This is a genomic window from Sphingopyxis sp. MC1 (assembly GCF_000371385.1).
Lineage (GTDB): Bacteria > Pseudomonadota > Alphaproteobacteria > Sphingomonadales > Sphingomonadaceae > Sphingopyxis > Sphingopyxis terrae.
The window spans coordinates 230,796-251,553 of the sequence record NZ_AOUN01000003.1 but is presented as its reverse complement, the minus strand read 5'-3'; the positions used below and the strand labels follow the sequence as shown (position 1 = coordinate 251,553).

The window sequence follows — 20,758 nt, the reverse complement described above, 5'->3', positions numbered from 1 at the left end:
GGCCAATCTATCGCGCTGGCCGGAGGCGGGCAGACATCAAGCTCCGAAATGGACGGGATTGGCGCTCGGGCCCCGCGCGAATTCGACGGTGAAGCGCAGCCGCAGCAGCTCGGCGACGCTCGCCGCGCCCGACCGGCGCATGATATTGGCGCGGTGCACCTCGACGGTGCGCGGGCTGACGTCGAGCCGCCGCGCGATTGCCTTGTTGCCGAGCCCCGCCGCTATGGCATCCAATATATCGCGTTCGCGCGGGGTCAGCGCGGCGAGGCGCGCCTCGGCGGCGCGCCGGTCCGCGTGTATTGCACGCTGCCGCTCCCAAGCCGTCAACGCATCGCCGATCACCGACCGGACGAGCCACGGATCGAGCGGGGCAGGCAGCAGATCGGTCGCGCCGCCGCGCAGGATGGCGCGGCTTTCGTCGACGCTCAGCCGACTCGCGGCGACGAAGCAGGCGATATCGGGCGACTGTGCGATCGCCGCGAGCATCGCGCCGCCATCGACCGCGCCGGGCTGGTCCCAGTGGAAAAGCAGGACGGCGCAATCGTCCGCCGCCCCCGCATCGAGCCAGTCGGCGCCGCTCGCAAAGCTGCGGACGATATGACGACCATCGGCAAGCGCGCGGAAGCAGGCGGCGCGCTCGGTGGCGTCGGGAAGCACCAGATGGATATGCGCACCGGACATTTGCATGACGCCATGGTGCCAGCGGTGCCCGCCGCCGCCGAGCAGGGTCGCCTCGGCTTCGGCGTCAATTCGAAGTCTTCGGAGCCGTGGCGATCAGGCGGCCGGCGCGACGACCGGCAGACGAAGCGTGACGACGGTGCCGTGGGGCTCGGCCGGGGTAATCGTCATCCGGCCGCCGTGCATATGCGCGATCGTCTCGACCAGCGACAATCCCAGCCCCGCACCCGATCCGCCGCGCGCGGGATCGAGCCGGACGAAGCGCCGCGCCGCTTCGGCGATGCGGTCGGCGGGGATGCCGGGACCGTCGTCGATTACCGCGAGGTTGATCGCATCGCCGGCTTCCCGGGCCGCGGTCAACCGGATCTGCGTGCCGCCGGCCGCATATTTCAGGGCATTGTCGATCAGGTTCGACAGCGCGCGCACCAGCATCTCGCGGTGTGCGACGACCTCAAGGTCCGCGGGTGCCGCGACCGCAATGGCAAAGCCCTCATCCTCGGCGAGCGGACCATAGACTTCGGCCATGTCTTCGAGCAGCGGCGCGAGTGCGAACCGCGTGAACTGGTCGCGGCCGATGCCTGCCTCGGCGCGGCTGATCTCCAGCGCGGTGTCGAGCAGGCGATGCAGGCTGTCGGCCTCGTCGATCGCACCGGCAAGCGCCGCTGTTGTTTCGGGGTCGCGCGCGCGGCTCAGCGCCTGTTCCAGCTTCGCCTTCATCCGCGCGACCGGCGAACGCAGATCGTGCGCCATCGAATCGGTGAGCATGCGCAGCTCGCCGACCAGCGTTTCGATCCGGTCGAGCATCGCGTTGATCGATACGCCGAGCCGGTCGAAGGCGTCACCGGTCCGGTCGCGCTCCACCCGCGCGTCGAGCCGGCCGCTGACAATTGCGGAGGCGGCGCGCGAAAAGACGTCGATGCGCCGCCCGAGCAGCCAGGCGACGAACGCGGCGACGATTCCGGCGATCGTGATGCCGACCGCGAGCGCGAACAGAAAGGCGGCCTGACTGGCGCGCGCGAGCTGAACCTGCGCCTCGAGCACTTCGCCCGTCAGCAGGGCATAGCCGCCGGGAAGCGGCGTGGTAATCAACCCGATCGGTTCGGCCTCGGCCGCATCCTGGCGGAACAGGCGGATTTCGCGCCACGCCTCATGGTCGGACACCGTCGCCGGCCATTGGCTGAGATTGCCGACGACGCGCGTGCCATCGGGCGCCTTCAACAGCACTACGAAATTGCGGTCGTCGCGCCGGGTCAGCCGGTCGCGGATCGCCTGCACCAGCGCTTCGGGCCCTTGTTGGCGCTGGGTTTCGGCAAAATCGTCGCGCGCGACTTCGGCGGCGATGCGCGCGTCGTCGATGATCGTCGCCTGGGTGAAGCGATGGATGATCGTCAGGCCGAGCGCCAGCGCCGCGACCTGCGCGATCACCAGCGCCAGCGTCAGGCGGACGATCGTCGATTGAAAGAAGCGCGCGCGCATGCGCCGGTCAGCTCGCGGCGCCGAGCATATAGCCCGCGCCGCGGATCGTATGGACCAGCGGCGTCGCGAACCCGTCGTCGATCTTGCGGCGCAGGCGGCTGACATGGACATCGACGACGTTGGTGCCGGGGTCGAAATGATATTCCCAGACCCCCTCCAGCATCATCGTGCGCGTCACCACCTGTTCCTTGTGGCGGAGCAGATATTCGAGCAGGCGAAACTCGCGCGGCTGCAGTTCGATCCGCTTGCCGGCGCGCGTCACGCGGCGATTGAGCAGGTTCATTTCCAGATCCTCGCAGTGCAGCGCCGTTTCGACCTGAGGGCCGTTGCCGGGCTTGGCAAGGAGCAGCTTGAGCCGGGCCAGCAGCTCGGAGAAGGCGAAGGGCTTGACCAGATAATCATTGGCGCCCGACGTCAGCCCTTCGACCCGCGCATCGACCGCGCCCAGCGATGACAGGATGATAACCGGCGTCGCGATCTGCGCGGCGCGCATCGCCGCGAGCAGCGCCATGCCGTCCATGCCGGGCAGCATGCGGTCGAGGATGATCGCGTCGTAACTGCCGTCGGTCGCATGAAACAGGCCGTCGCGGCCGTCGGCGGCATGATCGACGACGAAGCCTTCGCCGGTCAGGCTCTTGCCGATGAAGTCGGCGGTCGTCCGGTCATCTTCGACGAGCAATATTTTCTGCGACATGCACTGTCCCCGGCTGTGGCCCGCGCGTCGCGGGAAGATGCTTATAGCTTGTCCGGATGCCACGGCGAATTCGCAGCGTCACCCCCTTGCGCGCGTCGCGGCGTAGCCGCGCCGCGGCATCGGCCGCCGACGCAATGGGGCGGCCATCGATCCGGTCGATCCGGTCGCCCGCCGCAATGTCGGCTTTTGCCGCCGGGCCGCCGTCCTCGACGCTGGTGACGACCAGCGCGATCGGTTGGTGGCGCCGGACAGGCTCCGCTTCGAAGGTCAATCCCCCCACCTGTCCCCCGCCACGCGAATGCGGCGAGGCATAGAGCCGCGCAGACAGGAAAACGACCCCCGCCAGCAGCAGGATCAGCGCGGCCGTCGGCGGCATGGATCGGATGCGCGGCGGGTCCATTGGACCGGCGTAGCAGGTCGCGTCCCACCGCCCGATGGCGCGAAGATGAAACTGCGGTAATCTTGCCGGCGATCAGGCCGTGGCGGCGATGGGTGCGCGCGTGTCATTGCGCACCGGCGCACGCGAGACGATCTGGTGCACCGCCGCCATCGCCTGTGCAAAGGCCATGCCGCGGGGTCCGGCGATGTAGCGCGGCTGCCAATCGGTCGCGAATTTCGCCTTGTAGCTGCGCAAGCCTTCGAAACCATAGAGCATCTCGCCATGGCGAAAGACGAAGGCGGCGCCCTTCGCCCATGCGGGTGCAAGCTTGCGCCCCTCGATGCCCGACAAGGGCGCGATGCCGAGCGTGAACCAGCGATAGCCCGCTTGCTGCGCATGCTGCATCAGGCGAATGAACAGGAAGTCCATGACGCCATAGGGGACGTCGTTCACATGGCGCATCAAGTCTACCGACATTTCGGCGCCATTGGGGGTCGCCAATATATTGGCGAAAGCGATGATCCGCCCGTCTATCCGTACCACCGCGCAGGGAAAGCGCGCCATATAGGCGGGATCGAAGCGGCCGAGGCTGAACGCTTTTTCGCGCTGCTTTTTCGCGTGCAGCCAGTCGTCCGACACGGCCTTGAGTTCGGCAAGATGCGCGGGAACCTCGGCGGCGGCGATTACGGCGAATTCGGCGCCATTCTGCACCGCGCGGCGCTCGGCGTGGCGCAGCGTCTTTGCCTGCGGCCCGGCAAGGGTGAAGCGGGCAAGCTCGACGCGCGCCTCTTCGCCATATTTGACGATCGACAGCCCAAGGTCGATCGCTTGCGGCAGGCAGGCCGCGCTGATCTGATAGAGCAGGATACGCCCCTGCGCCGCGTCGGCCATTTCTCGCAGCTTCCACAAGAGATCGGCCCAGCGATCCTCGTTGCCGACCGGATCGCCCATCACGATCCAGTTGCCGCCCTGCACCCGGTACATCAGGAAGGCGTCGCCCTCGTCGGCGAGCAGGAAGCGCTTGTCGCCGGTGTAGGCCAGAAAGGCATCGGTGCTGTCGCTGAGCGCCAGCGCCGGTTCGAGGGCATCGAACCCCACCGGCGTATCGCGCACCGTGCGGGCCGACGGCGCGAATAGCCGCCACAGCGCGAGGCCGGTGATCAGCACCGCGATCCCGAAACTCGCGCGCAGAAAACGCGGCGCGTCGCCGCGCAAGCTGAATTGCCACCACAGGCTGCTGGTATAATCGATATGCTTATAGGCAAAGAGGCCGACGAAGGCTGAGCCGAGGATGGCGATCAGCGCGGCGACGATCCAGCCGGTCGACAGCGGTGCGTCAATCAGCGAAGTCTTGCGGTAAAAGGCGGGGCGGCTCCATTGCAGCGCGGCGCAGATGGCGAGGAGGATGGCCGCCTCCTCATAGTCGAACCCCTTGGTCAGCGAAAAGATCGCTGCGGCGAGCAGCAGTGCGCGCGTCGCGACGAAGGCGCCGTTGAGGCGGCGCAGCAGGCCGGGCGCCAGGAAGAGCAGCAGCGTGCCCGACAGGCTGGCGGCGATATGCGATGCTTCGACGAAGGGCAGCGGCAGGATATGCCGCAAATCGTGCATCCGTCCCGCTTCGGCGGGGGTCGATCCCGACAGGAGCAGGATCAGGCCGCCGGCGAAGACGAGTGCGGCGAGCAGCGGCGGTGCCAGTTCGCGGAGCAGCGATTCGCTCGCCGCGGCGAACTGGCGCGCCGGGGCGTGCCACGCCTTGCTTTCGTGCCAGGCAAGCAGCAGCGCCGCGAGCAGCAGCGGCAGCAGATAATAAATGACGCGATAGGCGAGCAGCGCGGCGAGGAGCTGCGCCTTGTCGCCGGGGACCATCGCGATCACCACCGCCTCGAACACGCCGAGCCCGCCGGGCACATGGCTGATCAGCGCGGCAATGATTGCAAAGGCATAGCCAAGGAAAAAGGCGGGGTAGGCGGCTGGGTCGGGCGCCGGCAGCAGCACGAACAGCGCCGCGCTGGCCGCAGCCAGATCGAGCGCGGCGACGAGCGTCATCGACGCACTTGTCTTCAGGTCCGGGATCGGAGTGCGCCACCCGCCGATGTCGAGCGCGGTCAGCCCGAAATGGCGGAGCAGCAGCGGGATGAGGCACAGGGTCGCGACGACCATCCCGCCGAGATGCAACCAGTGCAGCGACAGGCCGATGTCGAAAATCGGCAGCAACTGCGTACTCGCCATGGCCGCCAGACCCGCGAGCAGAACGACGCCGTTCCAGAAGCTCAGGCTGGCGAGCGCGATCACGCTGCCGACCTCTCCGCCGCTGAGCCCGGCGGCGCGATAGACGCGGTAGCGCGCCGAGCCGCCGGTCAGCAGGGCCAGGCCCAGATTGTGGCTGAGCGTGTAGCTTGTGAAGGAGGCAAGGGCCGCGGTGCGCCAAGGCAGTTTGCGGCCGATGACGCGCAATGCCCCCGTGTCGTAGAGGGTGAGCAGCAGATAGCTGGCCGCGGTGAGCAGCAGCGCGAATCCGATCTGCACGTTCGAAACCGCGCGAAAAGCCTCTCGAATCGCGTGCGGGCGCACCGAATGCAGCAAATGATAGAGCGCGGTGAAGCCGAGCGCCGCGACGACCAGCGCGGCTGCGATCGACAACGTCCGGCGATGCCGCGAGGCCCAGGATCGCACGCCCCCGAAAACCGTCATCGACGCGTCCACTCCTGATGTTTGCAGATCAGCCCGCCCAGGATGCAACCCGAAATTCGCAAGCTGTTCGGGTTCCTTACCTCGATCGTCGAATAAAAGCGACGACCCTGGTCGGGCACATAGACCTGCCCGGTCCAGCGCCCCGCACCCGTCGCGCGATAGTCGCTGAGCAATTCGGTGCCGATCAAGGCATTGACCCCGGCGTCGCGCGCATCGGAGAGGGCGGTGGGGCTGGCCCAGACGATATTGCCGCACAGCATCGCGCCGCAATTGCGTGTGCGCACCAGGATGGTGCCTTTGGGATTTTGCCAGACGCCGACGGGGCTGGCCACGGGCTGCGCGGCAGGAATGCCGGTCGCGGCGCCGAGCAGCAGGGCGATCGCCAGAGCCTTCATATCAGTTTCTCCGTTGGGGCGGTGCGTGCATCCGGTCGGTCGCATGCGCAATGGCAGGGAAAATCGCGGCCTCGAGCGCCGCGTCGTCGGATTGCAGCTTGTGGCCGCCCGGCAAAGCGATTTTGCGTAGGCCGGGCAAGGTCAGTTCGGGGCACAGGCTGTCACTTTCCTTGATGCCCCAGATGCAGGTGAGCGGCGCCCAGTCGAGCTGCGATGCGGTCGGCAGGGCGAGTTGGTCGGGGATTTCGAGACCGGCGAGTTCGATCGGCGAGGCGCGGAAGATGATATCGTGGCCGGGGACGATCAGGATGACGGCGCTGATCGGCGTCCGGTCGGCCGCGGGCATCGCGGCGAGGCCGGCGTGCAACATGTCGGCGCCAAAGGATTGCCCGATCAGGACGACGCGGCGCGTGCGGCCGAGCCGCATCGCCAGCGCCATCGCATTCTCGATCAGCGTTGCCGCTTCCTGCGGCGTCCGGCGCGGCGAGAAATAGGCGAGCGAATTGACTGTCACTACCGCGTAGCCGCGGCGATTGATCCGCCGCGACACCGGCGGGGTCATGCCGACCTTGTTCCCCATGTCGCCCGACAGCATCACGATCGCAGGCCGGTCGGGTCCGGCGGCGTCCGACGCGAGATCGCGGTAGAGGGGTCCGTGATAATAGCCCGCCCAGACATAAAAATCGCCGAGCGCGAGCAGCGCCAGCAGCAGGCCGGCAAGGGCCAGCCTGACGCCGCGCCCCACGCCGCCGCGGCGAGCGGCGGGCGAAGCGGGTTCGGCGATCGATGCCAGGTCGGCGTGCGCGGTCACGGGGGTACTTCCATTGAGCAGGATCGCGTTATGCACCCGACCGGCCGTCCGGATGCTGGCGCGCAAATTACCATATTGTCATGTCGCGGCCATCACCCCGTCGGTCGCGGCCGCCTAATAGGGGTTCGTCCAAGGCGGGATCACCCCCTGTCCACCCAGACCCCGCCCTGGACGTCCTGTTTCCCCGCCGGCCCCGTCGCGTTGACCGGGACCGTGCGGCGGGACCATTCGGAGTGATAGAGATGGCACGTTTTGGTTCCCTGATCGGCGTCGGCCTGGCCGCGACGATGATGATCGCCGCCCCGAGCTTTGCGGCAACCACCCCGGCGAAGCCCGCGACGACCGCGGTCAAGCCCGCCGCAAAGCCCGTCAAGCAGGCTGCCGCCAAGCCGAAGGCCGCATCGCAGCGCGTCGCCGCAGCCCGCCCCACCGGCCATATGGTCAAGGCGAAGCAGGCGAACGGCAAGACCGTGACCTATAATTGCAGCCTTCCCGGCAACAAGAACAAGCAGGCTTGCAAGGGCTGACCCCGGCACCCGAAGCCCCGAACAACCTGCTGCTGGCCAGCTCTCGCGCCCCGAGAGCTGGCCTTTCTTGTTCCGGCGAAGCGCGGCGCGCGATCAGCGCGCGATGGCGGCGGTATCGGCAGGGGCGATGGTGCCGCGGAAGCGGTCGAAGCGCGCCGCAATGGTGCGGGCATAAGGCTGCGACCCCTCATCCAGCACCAGTTCGTCGCCAACCCAGCGGATCAGTCCGCGCTGCGCGACGTCGGTGAGCGCCGGGCGCGCGGCATCGGCCCATGCAGCGGGCATCGCGGCGCGCCCCTGACAGAGGATGGCCTTGATGATCGCGCCGCGCAGGCGGTCGTCTTCGCCCACCGCAACGCCGCGCACCGCGGCCAGTCGTCCTTCGCCAATCAGGTCGCGATAGGGACCGGCGCGCTTTTCATTCTGGACGATCAACCCCGGAAACCGACTGATCGCGCTTGCCCCGAAGCCGAGGAGGACCGGCGCGTCGTCTTCGGTAAAGCCCTGGAAATTGCGGTTGACGCGCCCCGCCTTGGCCGCCGCGGCAAGCGGATCGCCCGGCAGCACGAAATGATCGAAGCCGACGGGAATATAGCCCGCCGCGGTCAGCCGTTCGAAACCGTGCGCCGCTTGTTCGAAGCGCAACCGGTCGTCGGGCAGGTCGGTCGCGTCGATGCGCCGTTGCCGCGGCAACATCGCGGGCAGATGGGCATAGCCGAACAGCGCGATCCGGCTGGGAGCGAGGCGGATCGTTTCGTCGAGCGTCGCGTCGAGATCGGCGATGCTCTGCCCCGGCAGCCCGTACATCAGATCGAAATTGATCGCGTCGATCCCGCGCAGGCGCAGCGCCGCGACCGTCGCCTCGATATCGCGGAGCGGTTGGACGCGGCCGATCGCCTGCTGGATGTGCGGCGCGAAGGTCTGAACGCCCAGGCTGACACGCGTGACGTTCGACGCGGCGAGGACAAGCGCCCATTCGGTCGTGAAGCCGCGCGGATCGATCTCGATCGATATTTCGGGCCGGCTGACGTCGAAGACGGTCAGCAGGCGGTCGAGGATGCGGACGAATTCAACGGGCGCGACCGCATTGGGGCTGCCGCCGCCAAAAGCGATATGCTGGACGCGCGCGCGGCCGCCGATCCGTTTCGCCACCATCGCGATTTCGGCGCGTAGCGCGACGAGATAGTCGGCGAGCCGCTGCTTGCGGCCTGCGGCCCCGGTATTGCATCCGCAATACCAGCAAATCTGTTCGCAAAAGGGGATATGGGCATAGAGCGAAAGCGGCGTGGCCGGCTCGATCGCATCGAGCGCCCGCGCATAATCGGCTTCGCCCACCGCGTCGCCGAATTCCACCGCGGTGGGATAGCTGGTGTAGCGCGGCACGGGCTTTGCGAGCAGCTCGGGATAATAGGTCCACATGGCCATGGTCCTACGGGCGGGCGGTCTTTGCCGCATTGACCAAGGTCAAAGCGGCGGCGGCCATGTCAGCAACAACCCTTTTTGTCGTCGGTCGGCTTGCTGCGCCGCTCGGTCACGGCATGGCAGGGCTTCGAACAGGGGTGGTCGCCGGGCTTGTCCGGGGCGCCGGGAATGACGAGCAGATGCGTCCCGCCGCCGCATGCGGGAAGCAGCAAGATCTGCGCATCGCTGGCAAGCGGCGCGAAGGCGAGTCCGGTGGCGGCGGCGAGCGAGGCGAGCGGGCGCAGGATCATGGCGCGGCATCCTCTTCATCCTCGACGAAGATGCGCAATGCGGCGCCGTCGAGATCGTCGAACTGGCCGTGGCGCAGCGACCAGAAGAAAGCCGAAAGACCGAGCAGTCCCAGCCCGAGCGCGATCGGGATCAGGAAAAGCAGGCCGTTCACCGGATCGCCGCCTTCAGGCGCAGCGCGTTGCCCACCACGATCAGCGACGAACCCGACATCGCGATGGCCGCGATCAACGGGGTTACGTGGCCGAAGATGGCGAGCGGCACCGCGATGATATTATAGCCGATGGCGAGGGCGAAATTCTGCTTCACGATCCGCTGCGTCCGGCGCGCCATGCGCACCGTCTGCACCACCGGCGTCAGCCGGTCGCCGAGGAAGATGCAGTCGGCGGCATTCTTGCCCGCGTCGCTTGCCGATCCCGGCGCCATAGAGGCATGACCGGCGGCCAGCGCCGGGCCGTCGTTGAGGCCGTCGCCGATCATCAGCACCCGGTGTCCGGCGCCCGCATGGCGGGCGATCGCGGCGAGCTTGTCCTGCGGCGTCATGCCGGTCTGGGCGGTGATGCCGAGTTCGCGGGCGACGGGTGCCACCGCCTCGGCCCGGTCGCCCGACAGGATCGTCGCATCGATTCCCTCGGCCGCCAGCGCGTCGATTGCGGCGCGTGCGTCGGGGCGAAGCTGGTCGGCGAAGCGGATCGTCGCGAGCGGATCGCCGTCGATGGCGAGTTCGGTGGCCAGCGCGGTGCCCGCCGCGGGGCTTTGCGGGCGGCCGAGCGTGACCTTGTGCCCATGCCAGTCCGCCTCGATACCGAAGCCCGGCGTTTCGCGGATATTCTGGACGGTTTCGGGCACCACGCCGAGCGCCGACAAGCCGCGCGTCAGCGCTTCGCTGAGCGGGTGGCGACTGGCCTGCGCCAGCGCGAGGAGCAGCGGGCGATGGGCGGGATCGACGGCGTCGAGATCGGTGGCGACCGGCCGGCCGAGCGTCAGCGTCCCCGTCTTGTCGATCAGCGCCCGGTCGACCTCGGCCATGCGTTCGAGCGCCGAGCCGTCCTTGATCAGCACACCGACGCGCATCAGCGCCCCCGCTGCGACGATCTGCGCCGCGGGAACCGCAAGGCCGAGTGCGCAGGGGCAGGTGATGATGAGCACCGCGACCGCGATCAGGAGGCTATGATGCCAGCCTGCGCCCGCGATCATCCAGCCCGTGAATGCGAGCAGCGCGAGCGTGTGGACCGCGGGCGCATAGAAGCGTGCGGCGCGATCGGCGATGCGGACATAGCGCGACTTGCCCTGCGCCGCCTCGCCCATCAGTCGTGCGATATCCGCGATGGCGGTGTCGGCGCCCGCGGCGGTGATGCGGACGCGGATCGGCGCGCCGAGATTGAGCGTGCCCGCGTGGACATGGTCGTCGACATGCACCGCCTGCGGCGCGCTTTCGCCGGTGAGCAGCGACAGGTCGATCTGGGTCGACCCCGCGACGATCACCCCGTCGGCGGCAAGCCGCTCGCCGGCGGCGACCAGCATCACCATGCCGGGCTGAAGCGCGGTCGCATCGACCCAGTGGCCGCTGCCTTCGCCGCGCAGCACTGTCGCGCCGGTGCCCATGTTGCGGAGCAGCGCGGTAACGCCGCCGCGGGCGCGGTCGCGCATCACGCTGTCGAGCCAACGTCCGCAGAGCAGGAAGAAGAGGAGCATGACGACGCCGTCGAAATAGGCGTGCTGGCCGTGCGTCGCGGTTTCGTAGACGCTGAGCGCGCTGGTGATGATGACGCCGATGCTGATCGGGACGTCCATATTGGTCCCGCCGTGGCGCAGCGCGCGCCATGCCGAGCGGAAGAAGGGGCGCCCCGAATAGACGACGGTCGGCAGCGCGATCGCCGCCGACAGCCAGTGGAACAGGTCGCGTGTCGCGCCCTCGGCGCCCGACCAGACCGATACCGACAGCAGCATGACGTTCATCATCGCGAAGCCCGCGACGGCCACCGCACGCAGCAATTCGCGGCTGCTCGCCGCTTCGGGATCGCCTTCGCCGGGGGCGTCGCCGATCGGATGCGCCTCGAACCCAAGCAGCGCGAAGGCGCCAACCAGATCGGGCGTCTCGGCGTCGGGGGTGCAGGCGATATGGACGCGCTTTTCGGTGAAGTTCACGCGCGCCGAAGCGATGCGCCGGTCGCGGACCAGCCCTTGTTCAAGCTTCGAGATGCAGCCCGCGCAGCGGATATCGGGAACCGCGAAGTCGCGCTCGACCAGTGGCGAGGCGGTGGCAACGCTCATTGCAGATCGATCTGGTAGCGGGCCTCGTCTGCGCCGTGCCGGACCGAAAGGTCGAGCCGCCAGCGGCCTGCCGGCACCGTTTCGCGCGAGATCAGGCGGCCGTCCGCTGCCGGCGCGAAATGCACCGCGCGCGCCGGCAACTGGCCGAGCGGGTGGCTGAGCGTCGCGGTCGTCGCCAGCCCGTCGAGCGGCTTGCCCTGACTGCGGACGGCGAGTTCGATGTGGCGGTCGGCATCGAGCGTGGCGCTCTTGTCCCAGCCCAGCCGGTCCTGCGCGGCGGCGCGGGCGAGCCATTCATTGTAATGCTGGCTCGCGACATAGCTGTTTTCGACCACCGTGCCGCCGAAGGTCGAGAGGGCAAAGCGCGCCATGACGATGTTCACGGTGATGACGACCGCGAAGAAGGCGACGAGGATCGTCGTCATGTGCCAACCGGTAAAGCGGCGCGCCTTGCTCATTGTCCGGGCTCCTGATTGTCGGCCGGCGGCCGGTCGAACTGGATGGTTTCGCTGTCGCCGCGCGGATCGCCGTCGAGGCCGCGCGTCGCGATCGTGAAATCCTGCCGCGCCGCGCCCGCGGCGGGGGCGGCGACGAACAGCTTGACGCGGGTGACGCTGTCGGGCGCGAGAGTCAGCGTAATCCGCTGCGCCGCCGTGACGCGCGAGCCCTCCTCGGTCCACAGCGCGGCATCCTCGAGTCCGCTGACCGTCACTTCGACCGCGCGCGGGCGCGTTTCCATGTTGCGCAGCTTGAGCGTGTAATTGTTGCGGATATGGCCGTCCGAAAGCTGGACGTAGAGCGGGCTGCGTTCATGCTGGACGGCGAGGTCGAGCCGCGTGCGCTGGCCCAGCGTGAACAGCATGGCGGCGCCGATCGCGCACCAGATCGAAAAATAGATGATCGTACGCGGGCGAAACAGCGTCTTGCGCACGGGGCGCGCCGTGCCGCCGGCCTTTTCCGCCGCGACATCCTCGAGCGTGCAATAGTCGATCAGGCCGCGCGGACGGCCGACCTGCGCCATCACCCCGTCGCAGGCGTCGATGCACAGCGCGCAGGTGATGCAGCCGATCTGCGGCCCTTCGCGGATGTCGATGCCGGTGGGGCAGACCGCAACGCATTGGTTGCAATCGATGCAGTCGCCGAAGGCGCCGGGGTGCGCCATCGCCTTCTTGGTGCTGCCGCGCGGTTCGCCGCGCCACTCGCGATAGGTCACGAGCAGCGACTTTTCGTCCATCATCGCGGTCTGGATACGCGGCCAGGGGCACATGTAGATGCACACCTGTTCGCGCATGAAGCCGCCGAGGACGAAGGTCGTCGCGGTCAGCACCGCAACGGTGCCATAGGCGACTGGCGCTGCCTGGCCGGTCCAGAAGTCATGCGTCAGCGTCGGCGCATCGGCGAAATACATGATCCATGCGCCGCCGGTCCAGAAGGCGATGGTCAGGTAAATCGCATATTTGAGTGCGCGCTTGCCGATCTTCTCGGCGGTCCACGGCCCCTGCGCGAGACGGATCTGCGCGTTGCGATCGCCATCGACCAGCCGGTCGACATGCTGGAACAGGTCGGTCCATACGGTCTGCGGACAGGCATAGCCGCACCAGGCGCGGCCGACCGCGCTCGTCACCAGAAACAGGCCGATCCCCGCCATGATGAGCAGCCCGGCGACATAATAGAATTCGTGCGGCCAGATTTCGATCTGGAACATGTAGAAGCGCCGGTGCGCAAGATCGACGAGCACCGCCTGGTCGGGTGCATAGGGGCCGCGGTCCCAGCGGATCCACGGCGTCCCGTAATAGATCGCCAGCGTCACCGCCATGATCGCCCATTTCAGCCGGCGGAAGCGGCCGTCCACCCGCTTGGGATAGACGGCCTTCCGGGCGGCGTAGAGCGACGTCTTGCCGCCGGTCAGATCGTCAGGGCTGGCCATCGGCTCCCTGTCCTTCCGGGGCGGCTGCGGCGACCGCCGCGGGCGCCGGTGCCTTTTCGCCGCCGCCCAGCGAATAGACATAGGCGGCGAGCATCTTGATCGTCACCGGGTCGAGCCGTTCGCCCCAGTGCGGCATCACGCCGTTGCGCGGCTGGTTGATCGTCGCGGTCAGGCTGGCGCGATCGCCGCCATAGAGCCAGATGGCGTCGGTCAGCTTGGGCGCGCCGACGCTGCGGCCGCCTTCCCCGCCCGCGCCGTGACAGACCGCGCAATTGGCCGAGAAGAGCGCCGCGCCGCGCGCCGACGAGGCGCTGGGCTTTTCCTGACGGCTGATGACGCGCACATGGCTGACCAGATCGTCGATCTGCCTGGCGTCGAGGATGCCGTCGCGGCCGAAAGCGGGCATCTGGCTGATCCGCGTCGTCTTCACGTCGGGATTCCGGATGCCGTTGGTGATCGTATAGTGGATCGCGGCGAGGTCGCCGCCCCACAGCCAGTCGTCGTCGGTCAGATTGGGATAGAGCTTCTTTACACCGGCACCGCCGGCGCCATGGCATTGGACGCAATGGACGCGGAACGCCGCGCCCCCGCCCTGGATCGCCGCCTGCATCAGTTGCGGTCGGGCGGGTAGTTCGGCGATCGGGGTGGCGGCGATCGCATTGACGATCGGCGCCCGCCGCTGCGCCTCGGCGGCGAGTTCCTTTTCGAGCTGGCCGCGGCTGCTCCAGCCGAGTGTGCCCTCGGTCGCGCTGCGGATCATCGGCCAGGCGGGATAGAGGATCACATAGACGATCCCCCAGATGATCGTCGCATAGAGTGACCACAGCCACCACCGCGGCATCGGCGTATCGAGTTCCTCGATGCCATCCCATTCGTGACCGGAGGTGGCTGTGCCCGTCACTTCGTCGATGCGCTTATCTTCGGCCATTGTCGTCTTCCTTGAAGATCATGTTCGCTGCTTCGTCATGGTGGCGGGCGGCTCCCTTGCGGAACGGCCAGGCGATGAAGAGGAGGAACATCGCCACCATGACGATCAAGCCCCAGCTATCGGCGAAATGCCGTATCTCGTCATAGGTCATCGCGCTTTCTCCTGCGCGATGTCGGCGGCGTGCGCCTGTTCCTGCGGCGCCGCCTTGTCGACGTCGACGAGCGTTCCGAGCATCTGGAGGTAGGCGATCAGCGCGTCCATTTCGGTAAGACGCGCGGGATCGCCGTCGAAATCGCGGACCTGTGCCTTGGGATAGCGTTTCTGGAGATCGGCGGCCGACGCGGGATCGACCTGTGCCTTCAAATCCTCGTTGGCCTTGGCGATATCCTCCTTGGTATAGGGAACGCCGACGCGATAGAGCGCGGTCAGGTCGTTGCGCAGATCGTCGGTCCGAAGGTCGTTTTCGGCAAGGAAGGCATAGGGCGGCATGATCGATTCGGGCACGACGCTGCGCGGATCGATCAAGTGCGCGCGATGCCATTCGTCCGAATAGCGGCCGCCGACGCGCGCCAGGTCGGGGCCGGTGCGTTTCGACCCCCATTGGAAGGGATGGTCGTACATGCTTTCCGCCGCCAGGCTGTAGTGGCCATAGCGTTCGACCTCGTCGCGGAAGGGTCGGATCATCTGGCTGTGACAAAGGTAGCAGCCCTCGCGGATATAGATGTTGCGGCCGGCGAGTTCGAGCGGAGTATAGGGCCGCATGCCGTCGACCTTTTCGACGGTATTGTCGATCCAGAACAGCGGCGCGATCTCGACGATGCCGCCGATCGCCACGGCGACGAGCGAAAAAAAGCCAAGCAGGGTGATATTGCGTTCGAGCTTCTTGTGGCTGAAGCGCTTTTCGGTGGATTGGGTGGCCATGGCCTGGAGGCTCCTTATTCGGCGGGAACGGGCGCCAGCGGGCGGTCCGCGGCGGCGTTATAGGGGGTCTCGGTCATCGGCTTCTCTTCGCGGACCTTGCCAGCAATCGTCGCCCAGACGTTGACGATCAGCAGGACAAAGCCGGCGAGATACATCGCCCCGCCGGCAGCGCGGATCAGATACATCGGGTGCATCGCCGCGACGGTTTCGGCAAAGCTGTAGACGAGGTAGCCGTCGGCGCCATATTCGCGCCACATCAGACCCTGCATGATCCCGGCGACCCACATCGAGGCGGCGTAGAAGACGATCCCCAGTGTCGCGAGCCAGAAGTGCCAGTTGACCATGCGCAGCGAATAGAGGCGCGGCCGTCCCCACAGGCGCGGCACCAGATAATAGACTGCGGCAAAGGTGATCATGCCGTTCCAGCCCAGCGCGCCGGCATGGACGTGCGCGATCGTCCATTCTGTATAATGGCTGAGCGAGTTGACCGCCTTGATCGAGAGCATCGGCCCCTCGAAGGTCGCCATGCCATAGAAGGCGAGGGCGATCACCATCATGCGGATGATCGGATCGGTGCGGATCTTGTCCCATGCGCCGTTCAGCGTCATCAGCCCGTTGATCATGCCGCCCCAACTCGGCATCCACAGCACAACCGAAAAGACCATGCCCAGCGTCTGCGCCCAATCGGGCAGCGCGGTATAGTGCAGATGGTGCGGACCCGCCCAGATATAGAGGAAGATCAGCGACCAGAAGTGGATGATCGACAGGCGATAGCTGTAGATCGGCCGTTCGGCCTGCTTGGGGACGAAATAATACATCATCGCAAGGAAGGGTACGGTCAGGAAGAAGGCGACCGCATTGTGCCCGTACCACCATTGCGTCAGCGCATCCTGCACCCCCGCGAAAGCCGAATAGCTTTTTGACCCGAAGATCGTTGCCGGCACCGACAGATTGTTGACGATGTGGAGCATCGCGATGGTGATGATGAAGCTGAGGTAAAACCAGTTGGCGACATAGATATGCGGCTCGCGGCGTTTGACGATCGTGCCGACGAACACGACAAAATAGACGACCCATACGATGGTCAGCCACAGATCGACATACCATTCGGGTTCGGCATATTCGCGCGCTTCGGTGACGCCCATCAGATAGCCGGTGGCTGCGAGCACCAGAAAAAGCTGATAGCCCCAGAAGACGAAGCGGGCGGCGCCCGGAAAGGCGAGCCGCGCGCGGCAGGTGCGCTGGACGACATAGAAGCTGGTCGCGATCAGCGCATTGCCGCCGAAAGCAAAAACCACGCCCGAGGTGTGCAGCGGGCGCAGCCGTCCGAAGGTCGTATATTCAAACCCCAGGTTAAGCGCGGGATAGGCAAGCTGGAGCGCGATATAAAGGCCCGCGATAAGACCCGCGGCGCCCCAGAAGATCGTCGCGATCACCCCCCAGCGGATCGGGTCGTCGTCATAGACGCCTTCGTCCGCGGGCATTTTCAATATGCCGCGCGCGATGCCGTCGAAATCGGCGCGCGAGACGGTGGCCCACAGGACGGCGAGGCAGGCGACCGCGACGATCCCCATATGCACCGCAAAGGGCGCATCGACCGCGAGCGCCGCCATCACGAGCGCGAGAAGGGCGAGGCCCAGCCAGCCGCCCGCTTTCAATACCACACCGTCCATAATGCTTGTCCCTGCTTGGCGCGGTCCCTTCGACCGCACGGCTGGGAACCGCTCATGGACGGGGACGGTGGCCAAAACATTGACCAGGATCAAGCAATTTTTTGCGTTCCATCAATGCGCGGTGCGGCGGGCAAGCGCAGGGAGGCGCTCGTCAACGCAAGGAGTCACGACATGAAGACGCATTATCTCTCCCTCGCCGCTCTGGCCGCTGCGATGGTGGTTCCGGGCCAGGCCCAGGCCAAGGCCGGGGACGTTCAGGTGAAGCTGCTCGCGACCCTCGTCGCGCCCGACGGCAAGATCACCGACGTGAAATATGACGGCCTCAGCCTGCCCGCCGGGACGCAGAGCAAGGCGAACGACAATGTCACGCCGACGATCGCGGTCGAATATTTCGTCACCGACAATGTCTCGCTCGAAACCATTGCCGGCGTGACCCAGCACGACGTCGATGGCGCCGGGGCGCTGGCGGGTGCCGAGCTGGTGTCCGACGTCAAGATCATCCCGGCGACGCTGACGCTGAAATATCATTTCGGCCGCGACGGCGGGATTCAGCCCTATGTCGGCGCCGGCCCGAGCTATTTCTTCTTCATCGACGAAAAGCCGGGCGTGACGACGCGCGGACTGGGCGCGACGCGGCAGAAGATCAACGACAAGTTCGGCGCCGCGGTGCAGGCCGGGATCGATATTCCCGTGAATGACAAGGGGCTGGCGGTCTCGTTCGATGCGAAGCGCTATTTCCTGCGTCCGACCGCGACCTGGTATGCGGGTACGACCGAAGTGCTGCAAACCAAGCACAAGCTCGACCCGTGGGTGATCAGCGCGGGGGTGGCGTTCCGCTTCTGAAGCGGCGCGCGGCGCTGATCGGCGACATGTCCCCGCCGGGTGGTGGGGGTGTGTCGCCGACGCCGCCGGCTATCCCGCCATCGCTTCCATCGCGTCGCGATCGGTAATCACGATCTCGCGGCGCGAGGGGAGGTCCAGAAGACCGTCGGAGCGCATCCGGGTGAGCTGACGGCTCGTCGTTTCGATCGTCAGCCCCAATATGTCGGCGATTTGCTGGCGTCCGAAGGGTAACTCGAAACCGTTACGCGTGCCGCCGACCTGGCATCCCTGCCCCGAAAGCCGTTCGGACATTTCGAGGAGGAAGGAGGCGACCTTTTCCGACGCCGATTTGCGACCGAGCAGCATCATCCAGTGCCGCGCCCGGTCGAGTTCGTCGAGCGTGCGGCGCAAGAGCTTCTGTTGCAGGTCGGGATGGTTGCCTGCAAATTCGTCGAAGGCGTTGCGGTTGAAAATGCAGACTTCGGCATCGGTCATCGCGGTGACGCTGTACGGGCTTTCCTTGCCGAACGGGCGGCCGATGAAATCCGACGGAAAAACGATGCCGACGATCTGCTCGCGCCCGTCGGCGGTCGCGACGACCAGTTTAAGTACGCCTTCGAGGACATTGGCGACCACCGGTGCGTCGTCGCCTTCCCAGAGCAGCGTCTGGCCCGCCTTGACGCGCTGCTTGCGCCCCATCTTGCCGAGCAGCAACAGCTCCTCGGGATTGAGGCTCGCACAGATCGCGCGGTTTCGCACGACGCAGGATGCACAGTCGGTCACGCCGTTCGCCTAGCCGAATGCGCGGCATTTGGAAATAGCGAGAGCTTCCGGTCTGGCTGGATGAAGCGGCGCCGCGGAATCCCGGAAATTCGAGCCTCGGGCGTGCCGGTGACGCAGGATGATACGCCTATCGCGCCCCTCGTAACTTGATTTCGAATCATGATCCTCTATGCCCTTTTGTGTGCAGGGTGACCCAGACAATTACATCAGTCTCCTTTCGGCCGCGCAAATCGAAACGCTGCGGCTGGTTTTTGAGCACAAAAATTCCAAAGAGATTGCTCGCATTATGGATGTATCCCCGCACACGGTTGATGAGCGTGTGCGGCGCGCTTTGAAAAAACTCAATGCATCCAACAGGATAGAGGCTGCGACGATTTTGGCACGTAACGGTGTATTCGACCAAGTTACTCCCTATCAGCCATTGAGATATCAATTGATCAGCCTAGGCGACGAGGCGCCCGCCGATGAAGCCGGTGTGGGGCGCAGTTCGATCCGGCGGCTTTTCGATATCGGTTCGCCATTTCCTACCGCGTCCCAGCCGGCCAACCGGCACGGGTTGATGGAAAGGATTATCTGGCCAATCCTGATCGCATTTGCGACCATTTTGGCTTTTTCCGCCCTCTATTCGATCCTTGTCGGTCTTGGTCGTGTGTTGACCTGAATGCTGCGGGGGGGATTCCGTCGGCATTCGTATACAAGGACCAGGATTATGCTGAATGAACGCATGTCTGCCGCCAAGAAGATCGCCTCGGACCTCCATCAGGCCGAAGATGCGATCGACGATACGATGATCAGCATCGCGCGTCTCGCCGCGACGCTGCCCACCGCACGGCGCGATACCAATATGTCGGCGATCGTCGGTCAGGAAGCGATGGCCAAGGTTGCGCAGGCGCTTGCCGCGGCCGGCGAAGTCCGTCAGCTGCTGACCGACGCGCATCTCGCGCTCAGCGTCACGCAAAAGCAGGTCGGTCTCGGCACGCGCATGTTCGGTGCAGGCGTCAAGCCGCCGGCGGCAACGCTGGTCGAGGACGGCAGCAACGATCACGGCGATGCCGCGGTGGCGCATCTGCCGCTCGCCAAAGCGTCGTAAGTTCAAGAGCGGGGGTGGACGAACCACATGTGGACCGTAGCGGGCTATTATGCGGTTCTGCTGACCACGGTGGCCGTCGCGATGTGGCGCGGCGGTCCCCTCGAGCGCTGGGCCGCCTATACGGCCCTGCTCGCGTCGGTGTGCACCACCCTCCTCGCACCCAATCCGGATTGGTCGCATATTGAATATAATATCTTTGCGATAGACTTGGTCGCGCTCGCGAGCTTTTGGTTCATCGCATTGAAAACGCAGCGTTTCTGGCCCTATTGGATCACCGGATGGCAGTTGATCGCCATTTTCGGCCATGTCCAGAAGCTGATGTTTTCGGAGATATTGGCGCGTCCGTACGCGCTGCTTTCAATGTATATCTCTTACCCGATCTTGTTCGTCATTCTGTACGCATCGGGTTCGACCAGGCGGAGGGGTGGTGTCGGAGTGTAGCGCCTGAAGGCGCACCAGGGGTCCCATCACATGCAGCAATTTTCCAACCAAGAAATTGCCGATCTGAAATCGCGTATCGACGAAATTCACGAGCTGCTCGCCGCGCGCGGCGGCGACGAGTCGGCGGCGCCGGTCCGCGTCGAGCTCGAACCGCGCAGCGACGTGGCGGCGCCGCGGCTGGTCGACCAATTGTCGTTCAGTATCCAGGCCCGCCGTATGCGGCGCCATCATTTCGGCAGCGCGCAGATGTCGGGCCCGACGTGGGACATGATGCTCGACCTGATGCTGGCCAATGCCAATGGCCGTATCCTGAGCGCGAGTGACCTCGCGACGGGGGCCGGCGTGCCGTTGTCGTCGGGGCTGCGGATGATCGCCTCGCTCGAGGCGATGGGGCTCGTCAAACGGTCGATCGACGAACGCGACCGCCGCCGGACCATCGTCCGCCTGACCGATGCGGGGACCGAGCGGATGGCCAGCTATTTCGAGAAAGTCGGCCTGGCGTTGCGGAGCAATCGCGCAGGTTGACCGGCGCGGCCGG

Annotated in this window: 24 protein-coding genes; 6 read left to right on the top strand and 18 right to left on the bottom strand. The window is 66.2% G+C overall.

The features are described from left to right. Positions 1–36: 36 nt before the first annotated feature. The 7 genes from EBMC1_RS05040 to EBMC1_RS05010 form a co-directional block, all read right to left on the bottom strand. Positions 37–681: a response regulator transcription factor gene (locus EBMC1_RS05040; RefSeq protein ID WP_003041585.1), complete on the bottom strand. Its 645-nt coding sequence runs from the start codon at positions 679–681 to the stop codon at positions 37–39. A gap of 93 nt (positions 682–774) precedes the next feature. Continuing rightward, positions 775–2,154, bottom strand: a complete 1,380-nt coding sequence (locus tag EBMC1_RS05035) for a sensor histidine kinase (RefSeq protein WP_003041583.1) — start codon at positions 2,152–2,154, stop codon at positions 775–777. Between the two features lie 7 nt (positions 2,155–2,161). Continuing rightward, positions 2,162–2,848 (bottom strand): winged helix-turn-helix domain-containing protein, encoded by a 687-nt coding sequence (locus EBMC1_RS05030; protein ID WP_003041581.1) that lies wholly within the window; start codon positions 2,846–2,848, stop codon positions 2,162–2,164. Continuing rightward, positions 2,817–3,224 carry a PDZ domain-containing protein gene (locus EBMC1_RS17755; protein ID WP_003041580.1) on the bottom strand — a complete coding sequence of 136 codons (408 nt, stop codon included), beginning with the start codon at positions 3,222–3,224 and terminating at the stop codon, positions 2,817–2,819. The genes EBMC1_RS05030 and EBMC1_RS17755 overlap by 32 nt, the downstream gene beginning before the upstream one ends. A gap of 96 nt (positions 3,225–3,320) precedes the next feature. Next, positions 3,321–5,918 carry a bifunctional lysylphosphatidylglycerol flippase/synthetase MprF gene (gene mprF, locus EBMC1_RS05020; RefSeq protein ID WP_003041578.1) on the bottom strand — a complete coding sequence of 866 codons (2,598 nt, stop codon included), beginning with the start codon at positions 5,916–5,918 and terminating at the stop codon, positions 3,321–3,323. After that, the gene (locus EBMC1_RS05015) at positions 5,915–6,313 is read right to left on the bottom strand and encodes a DUF2147 domain-containing protein (protein WP_003041576.1); all 399 of its coding nucleotides are present in this window, start codon (positions 6,311–6,313) and stop codon (positions 5,915–5,917) included. The genes mprF and EBMC1_RS05015 overlap by 4 nt, the downstream gene beginning before the upstream one ends. 1 nt (position 6,314) lies before the next feature. After that, positions 6,315–7,124 carry an AcvB/VirJ family lysyl-phosphatidylglycerol hydrolase gene (locus EBMC1_RS05010; protein ID WP_003041574.1) on the bottom strand — a complete coding sequence of 270 codons (810 nt, stop codon included), beginning with the start codon at positions 7,122–7,124 and terminating at the stop codon, positions 6,315–6,317. A gap of 242 nt (positions 7,125–7,366) precedes the next feature. On the opposite strand from EBMC1_RS05010, the gene EBMC1_RS05005 reads away from it, so the two are divergent. Continuing rightward, positions 7,367–7,651 carry a hypothetical protein gene (locus EBMC1_RS05005; RefSeq protein ID WP_003041572.1) on the top strand — a complete coding sequence of 95 codons (285 nt, stop codon included), beginning with the start codon at positions 7,367–7,369 and terminating at the stop codon, positions 7,649–7,651. A 93-nt stretch (positions 7,652–7,744) separates the two neighbouring features. Here the strand turns inward: EBMC1_RS05005 and hemN are convergent, their stop codons facing one another. The 10 genes from hemN to ccoN all read right to left on the bottom strand — a co-directional run bounded on the left by hemN (position 7,745) and on the right by ccoN (position 17,084). Continuing rightward, positions 7,745–9,070, bottom strand: a complete 1,326-nt coding sequence (hemN, locus tag EBMC1_RS05000; RefSeq protein ID WP_156001027.1) for an oxygen-independent coproporphyrinogen III oxidase — start codon at positions 9,068–9,070, stop codon at positions 7,745–7,747. A gap of 65 nt (positions 9,071–9,135) precedes the next feature. Beyond that, positions 9,136–9,363, bottom strand: coding sequence for a hypothetical protein (locus tag EBMC1_RS04995; protein WP_003041565.1), 228 nt, complete (start codon positions 9,361–9,363; stop codon positions 9,136–9,138). Beyond that, positions 9,360–9,515: a cbb3-type cytochrome oxidase assembly protein CcoS gene (ccoS, locus tag EBMC1_RS04990; RefSeq protein ID WP_003041561.1), complete on the bottom strand. Its 156-nt coding sequence runs from the start codon at positions 9,513–9,515 to the stop codon at positions 9,360–9,362. Before ccoS ends, EBMC1_RS04995 begins: the two co-directional genes overlap by 4 nt. Then, on the bottom strand, positions 9,512–11,635 hold the full coding sequence (locus tag EBMC1_RS04985; protein WP_003041558.1) for a heavy metal translocating P-type ATPase: 2,124 nt from the start codon (positions 11,633–11,635) through the stop codon (positions 9,512–9,514). Before EBMC1_RS04985 ends, ccoS begins: the two co-directional genes overlap by 4 nt. Continuing rightward, the gene (locus EBMC1_RS04980; protein WP_003041556.1) at positions 11,632–12,093 is read right to left on the bottom strand and encodes a FixH family protein; all 462 of its coding nucleotides are present in this window, start codon (positions 12,091–12,093) and stop codon (positions 11,632–11,634) included. The genes EBMC1_RS04985 and EBMC1_RS04980 overlap by 4 nt, the downstream gene beginning before the upstream one ends. Then, positions 12,090–13,562 (bottom strand): cytochrome c oxidase accessory protein CcoG, encoded by a 1,473-nt coding sequence (gene ccoG, locus EBMC1_RS04975; RefSeq protein WP_003041553.1) that lies wholly within the window; start codon positions 13,560–13,562, stop codon positions 12,090–12,092. Before ccoG ends, EBMC1_RS04980 begins: the two co-directional genes overlap by 4 nt. Next, a complete protein-coding gene (gene ccoP, locus EBMC1_RS04970; protein ID WP_003041550.1) occupies positions 13,549–14,490 on the bottom strand; it encodes a cytochrome-c oxidase, cbb3-type subunit III in 942 nt (313 codons plus the stop codon). Before ccoP ends, ccoG begins: the two co-directional genes overlap by 14 nt. Beyond that, complete coding sequence (locus EBMC1_RS04965) at positions 14,477–14,641, bottom strand: cbb3-type cytochrome c oxidase subunit 3 (RefSeq protein WP_003041548.1); 165 nt, start codon at positions 14,639–14,641, stop codon at positions 14,477–14,479. The genes ccoP and EBMC1_RS04965 overlap by 14 nt, the downstream gene beginning before the upstream one ends. Then, a complete protein-coding gene (gene ccoO, locus EBMC1_RS04960; RefSeq protein WP_003041545.1) occupies positions 14,638–15,411 on the bottom strand; it encodes a cytochrome-c oxidase, cbb3-type subunit II in 774 nt (257 codons plus the stop codon). The genes EBMC1_RS04965 and ccoO overlap by 4 nt, the downstream gene beginning before the upstream one ends. Before the next feature lie 14 nt (positions 15,412–15,425). Beyond that, positions 15,426–17,084, bottom strand: a complete 1,659-nt coding sequence (ccoN, locus tag EBMC1_RS04955; protein WP_003041542.1) for a cytochrome-c oxidase, cbb3-type subunit I — start codon at positions 17,082–17,084, stop codon at positions 15,426–15,428. Between the two features lie 171 nt (positions 17,085–17,255). Here ccoN and EBMC1_RS04950 point away from each other — a divergent pair, with 171 nt between their 5' ends. Continuing rightward, entirely contained in the window at positions 17,256–17,927 is a 672-nt protein-coding gene (locus EBMC1_RS04950; protein ID WP_003041537.1) for an OmpW/AlkL family protein, read from the top strand. Between the two features lie 69 nt (positions 17,928–17,996). Here the strand turns inward: EBMC1_RS04950 and EBMC1_RS04945 are convergent, their stop codons facing one another. After that, on the bottom strand, positions 17,997–18,689 hold the full coding sequence (locus tag EBMC1_RS04945; protein WP_003041534.1) for a Crp/Fnr family transcriptional regulator: 693 nt from the start codon (positions 18,687–18,689) through the stop codon (positions 17,997–17,999). A gap of 181 nt (positions 18,690–18,870) precedes the next feature. Between EBMC1_RS04945 and EBMC1_RS17750 the strand changes: the two genes are divergently transcribed. Genes EBMC1_RS17750 through EBMC1_RS04925 form a run of 4 tightly spaced genes read left to right on the top strand, consistent with a single transcriptional unit; the run spans position 18,871 to position 20,745 of the window. Beyond that, the gene (locus tag EBMC1_RS17750; RefSeq protein ID WP_231292865.1) at positions 18,871–19,350 is read left to right on the top strand and encodes a response regulator transcription factor; all 480 of its coding nucleotides are present in this window, start codon (positions 18,871–18,873) and stop codon (positions 19,348–19,350) included. 48 nt (positions 19,351–19,398) lie between these two features. After that, positions 19,399–19,779: a hypothetical protein gene (locus EBMC1_RS04935; protein ID WP_003041528.1), complete on the top strand. Its 381-nt coding sequence runs from the start codon at positions 19,399–19,401 to the stop codon at positions 19,777–19,779. A 27-nt stretch (positions 19,780–19,806) separates the two neighbouring features. Next, positions 19,807–20,220, top strand: a complete 414-nt coding sequence (locus tag EBMC1_RS04930; protein ID WP_003041525.1) for a hypothetical protein — start codon at positions 19,807–19,809, stop codon at positions 20,218–20,220. Between the two features lie 30 nt (positions 20,221–20,250). After that, positions 20,251–20,745 carry a MarR family winged helix-turn-helix transcriptional regulator gene (locus EBMC1_RS04925; RefSeq protein WP_003041520.1) on the top strand — a complete coding sequence of 165 codons (495 nt, stop codon included), beginning with the start codon at positions 20,251–20,253 and terminating at the stop codon, positions 20,743–20,745. The last annotated feature ends 13 nt before the right edge of the window (positions 20,746–20,758 follow it).

Coding starts and splice junctions, on each gene's coding strand:
- EBMC1_RS04925 (WP_003041520.1), top strand. CDS start 20,251: ATGCAGCAATTTTCCAACCAAGAAATTGCCGATCTGAAATCGCGTATC.
- hemN (WP_156001027.1), bottom strand. CDS start 9,070: ATGTGGACCTATTATCCCGAGCTGCTCGCAAAGCCCGTGCCGCGCTAC.
- EBMC1_RS05030 (WP_003041581.1), bottom strand. CDS start 2,848: ATGTCGCAGAAAATATTGCTCGTCGAAGATGACCGGACGACCGCCGAC.
- EBMC1_RS04950 (WP_003041537.1), top strand. CDS start 17,256: ATGAAGACGCATTATCTCTCCCTCGCCGCTCTGGCCGCTGCGATGGTG.
- ccoN (WP_003041542.1), bottom strand. CDS start 17,084: ATGGACGGTGTGGTATTGAAAGCGGGCGGCTGGCTGGGCCTCGCCCTT.
- EBMC1_RS05015 (WP_003041576.1), bottom strand. CDS start 6,313: ATGAAGGCTCTGGCGATCGCCCTGCTGCTCGGCGCCGCGACCGGCATT.
- EBMC1_RS04985 (WP_003041558.1), bottom strand. CDS start 11,635: ATGAGCGTTGCCACCGCCTCGCCACTGGTCGAGCGCGACTTCGCGGTT.
- ccoG (WP_003041553.1), bottom strand. CDS start 13,562: ATGGCCAGCCCTGACGATCTGACCGGCGGCAAGACGTCGCTCTACGCC.
- ccoO (WP_003041545.1), bottom strand. CDS start 15,411: ATGGCCACCCAATCCACCGAAAAGCGCTTCAGCCACAAGAAGCTCGAA.
- EBMC1_RS04965 (WP_003041548.1), bottom strand. CDS start 14,641: ATGACCTATGACGAGATACGGCATTTCGCCGATAGCTGGGGCTTGATC.
- ccoP (WP_003041550.1), bottom strand. CDS start 14,490: ATGGCCGAAGATAAGCGCATCGACGAAGTGACGGGCACAGCCACCTCC.
- EBMC1_RS04980 (WP_003041556.1), bottom strand. CDS start 12,093: ATGAGCAAGGCGCGCCGCTTTACCGGTTGGCACATGACGACGATCCTC.
- mprF (WP_003041578.1), bottom strand. CDS start 5,918: ATGACGGTTTTCGGGGGCGTGCGATCCTGGGCCTCGCGGCATCGCCGG.
- EBMC1_RS05040 (WP_003041585.1), bottom strand. CDS start 681: ATGTCCGGTGCGCATATCCATCTGGTGCTTCCCGACGCCACCGAGCGC.
- EBMC1_RS04930 (WP_003041525.1), top strand. CDS start 19,807: ATGTGGACCGTAGCGGGCTATTATGCGGTTCTGCTGACCACGGTGGCC.
- EBMC1_RS04935 (WP_003041528.1), top strand. CDS start 19,399: ATGCTGAATGAACGCATGTCTGCCGCCAAGAAGATCGCCTCGGACCTC.
- EBMC1_RS04995 (WP_003041565.1), bottom strand. CDS start 9,363: ATGATCCTGCGCCCGCTCGCCTCGCTCGCCGCCGCCACCGGACTCGCC.
- EBMC1_RS05035 (WP_003041583.1), bottom strand. CDS start 2,154: ATGCGCGCGCGCTTCTTTCAATCGACGATCGTCCGCCTGACGCTGGCG.
- EBMC1_RS05005 (WP_003041572.1), top strand. CDS start 7,367: ATGGCACGTTTTGGTTCCCTGATCGGCGTCGGCCTGGCCGCGACGATG.
- EBMC1_RS17755 (WP_003041580.1), bottom strand. CDS start 3,224: ATGCCGCCGACGGCCGCGCTGATCCTGCTGCTGGCGGGGGTCGTTTTC.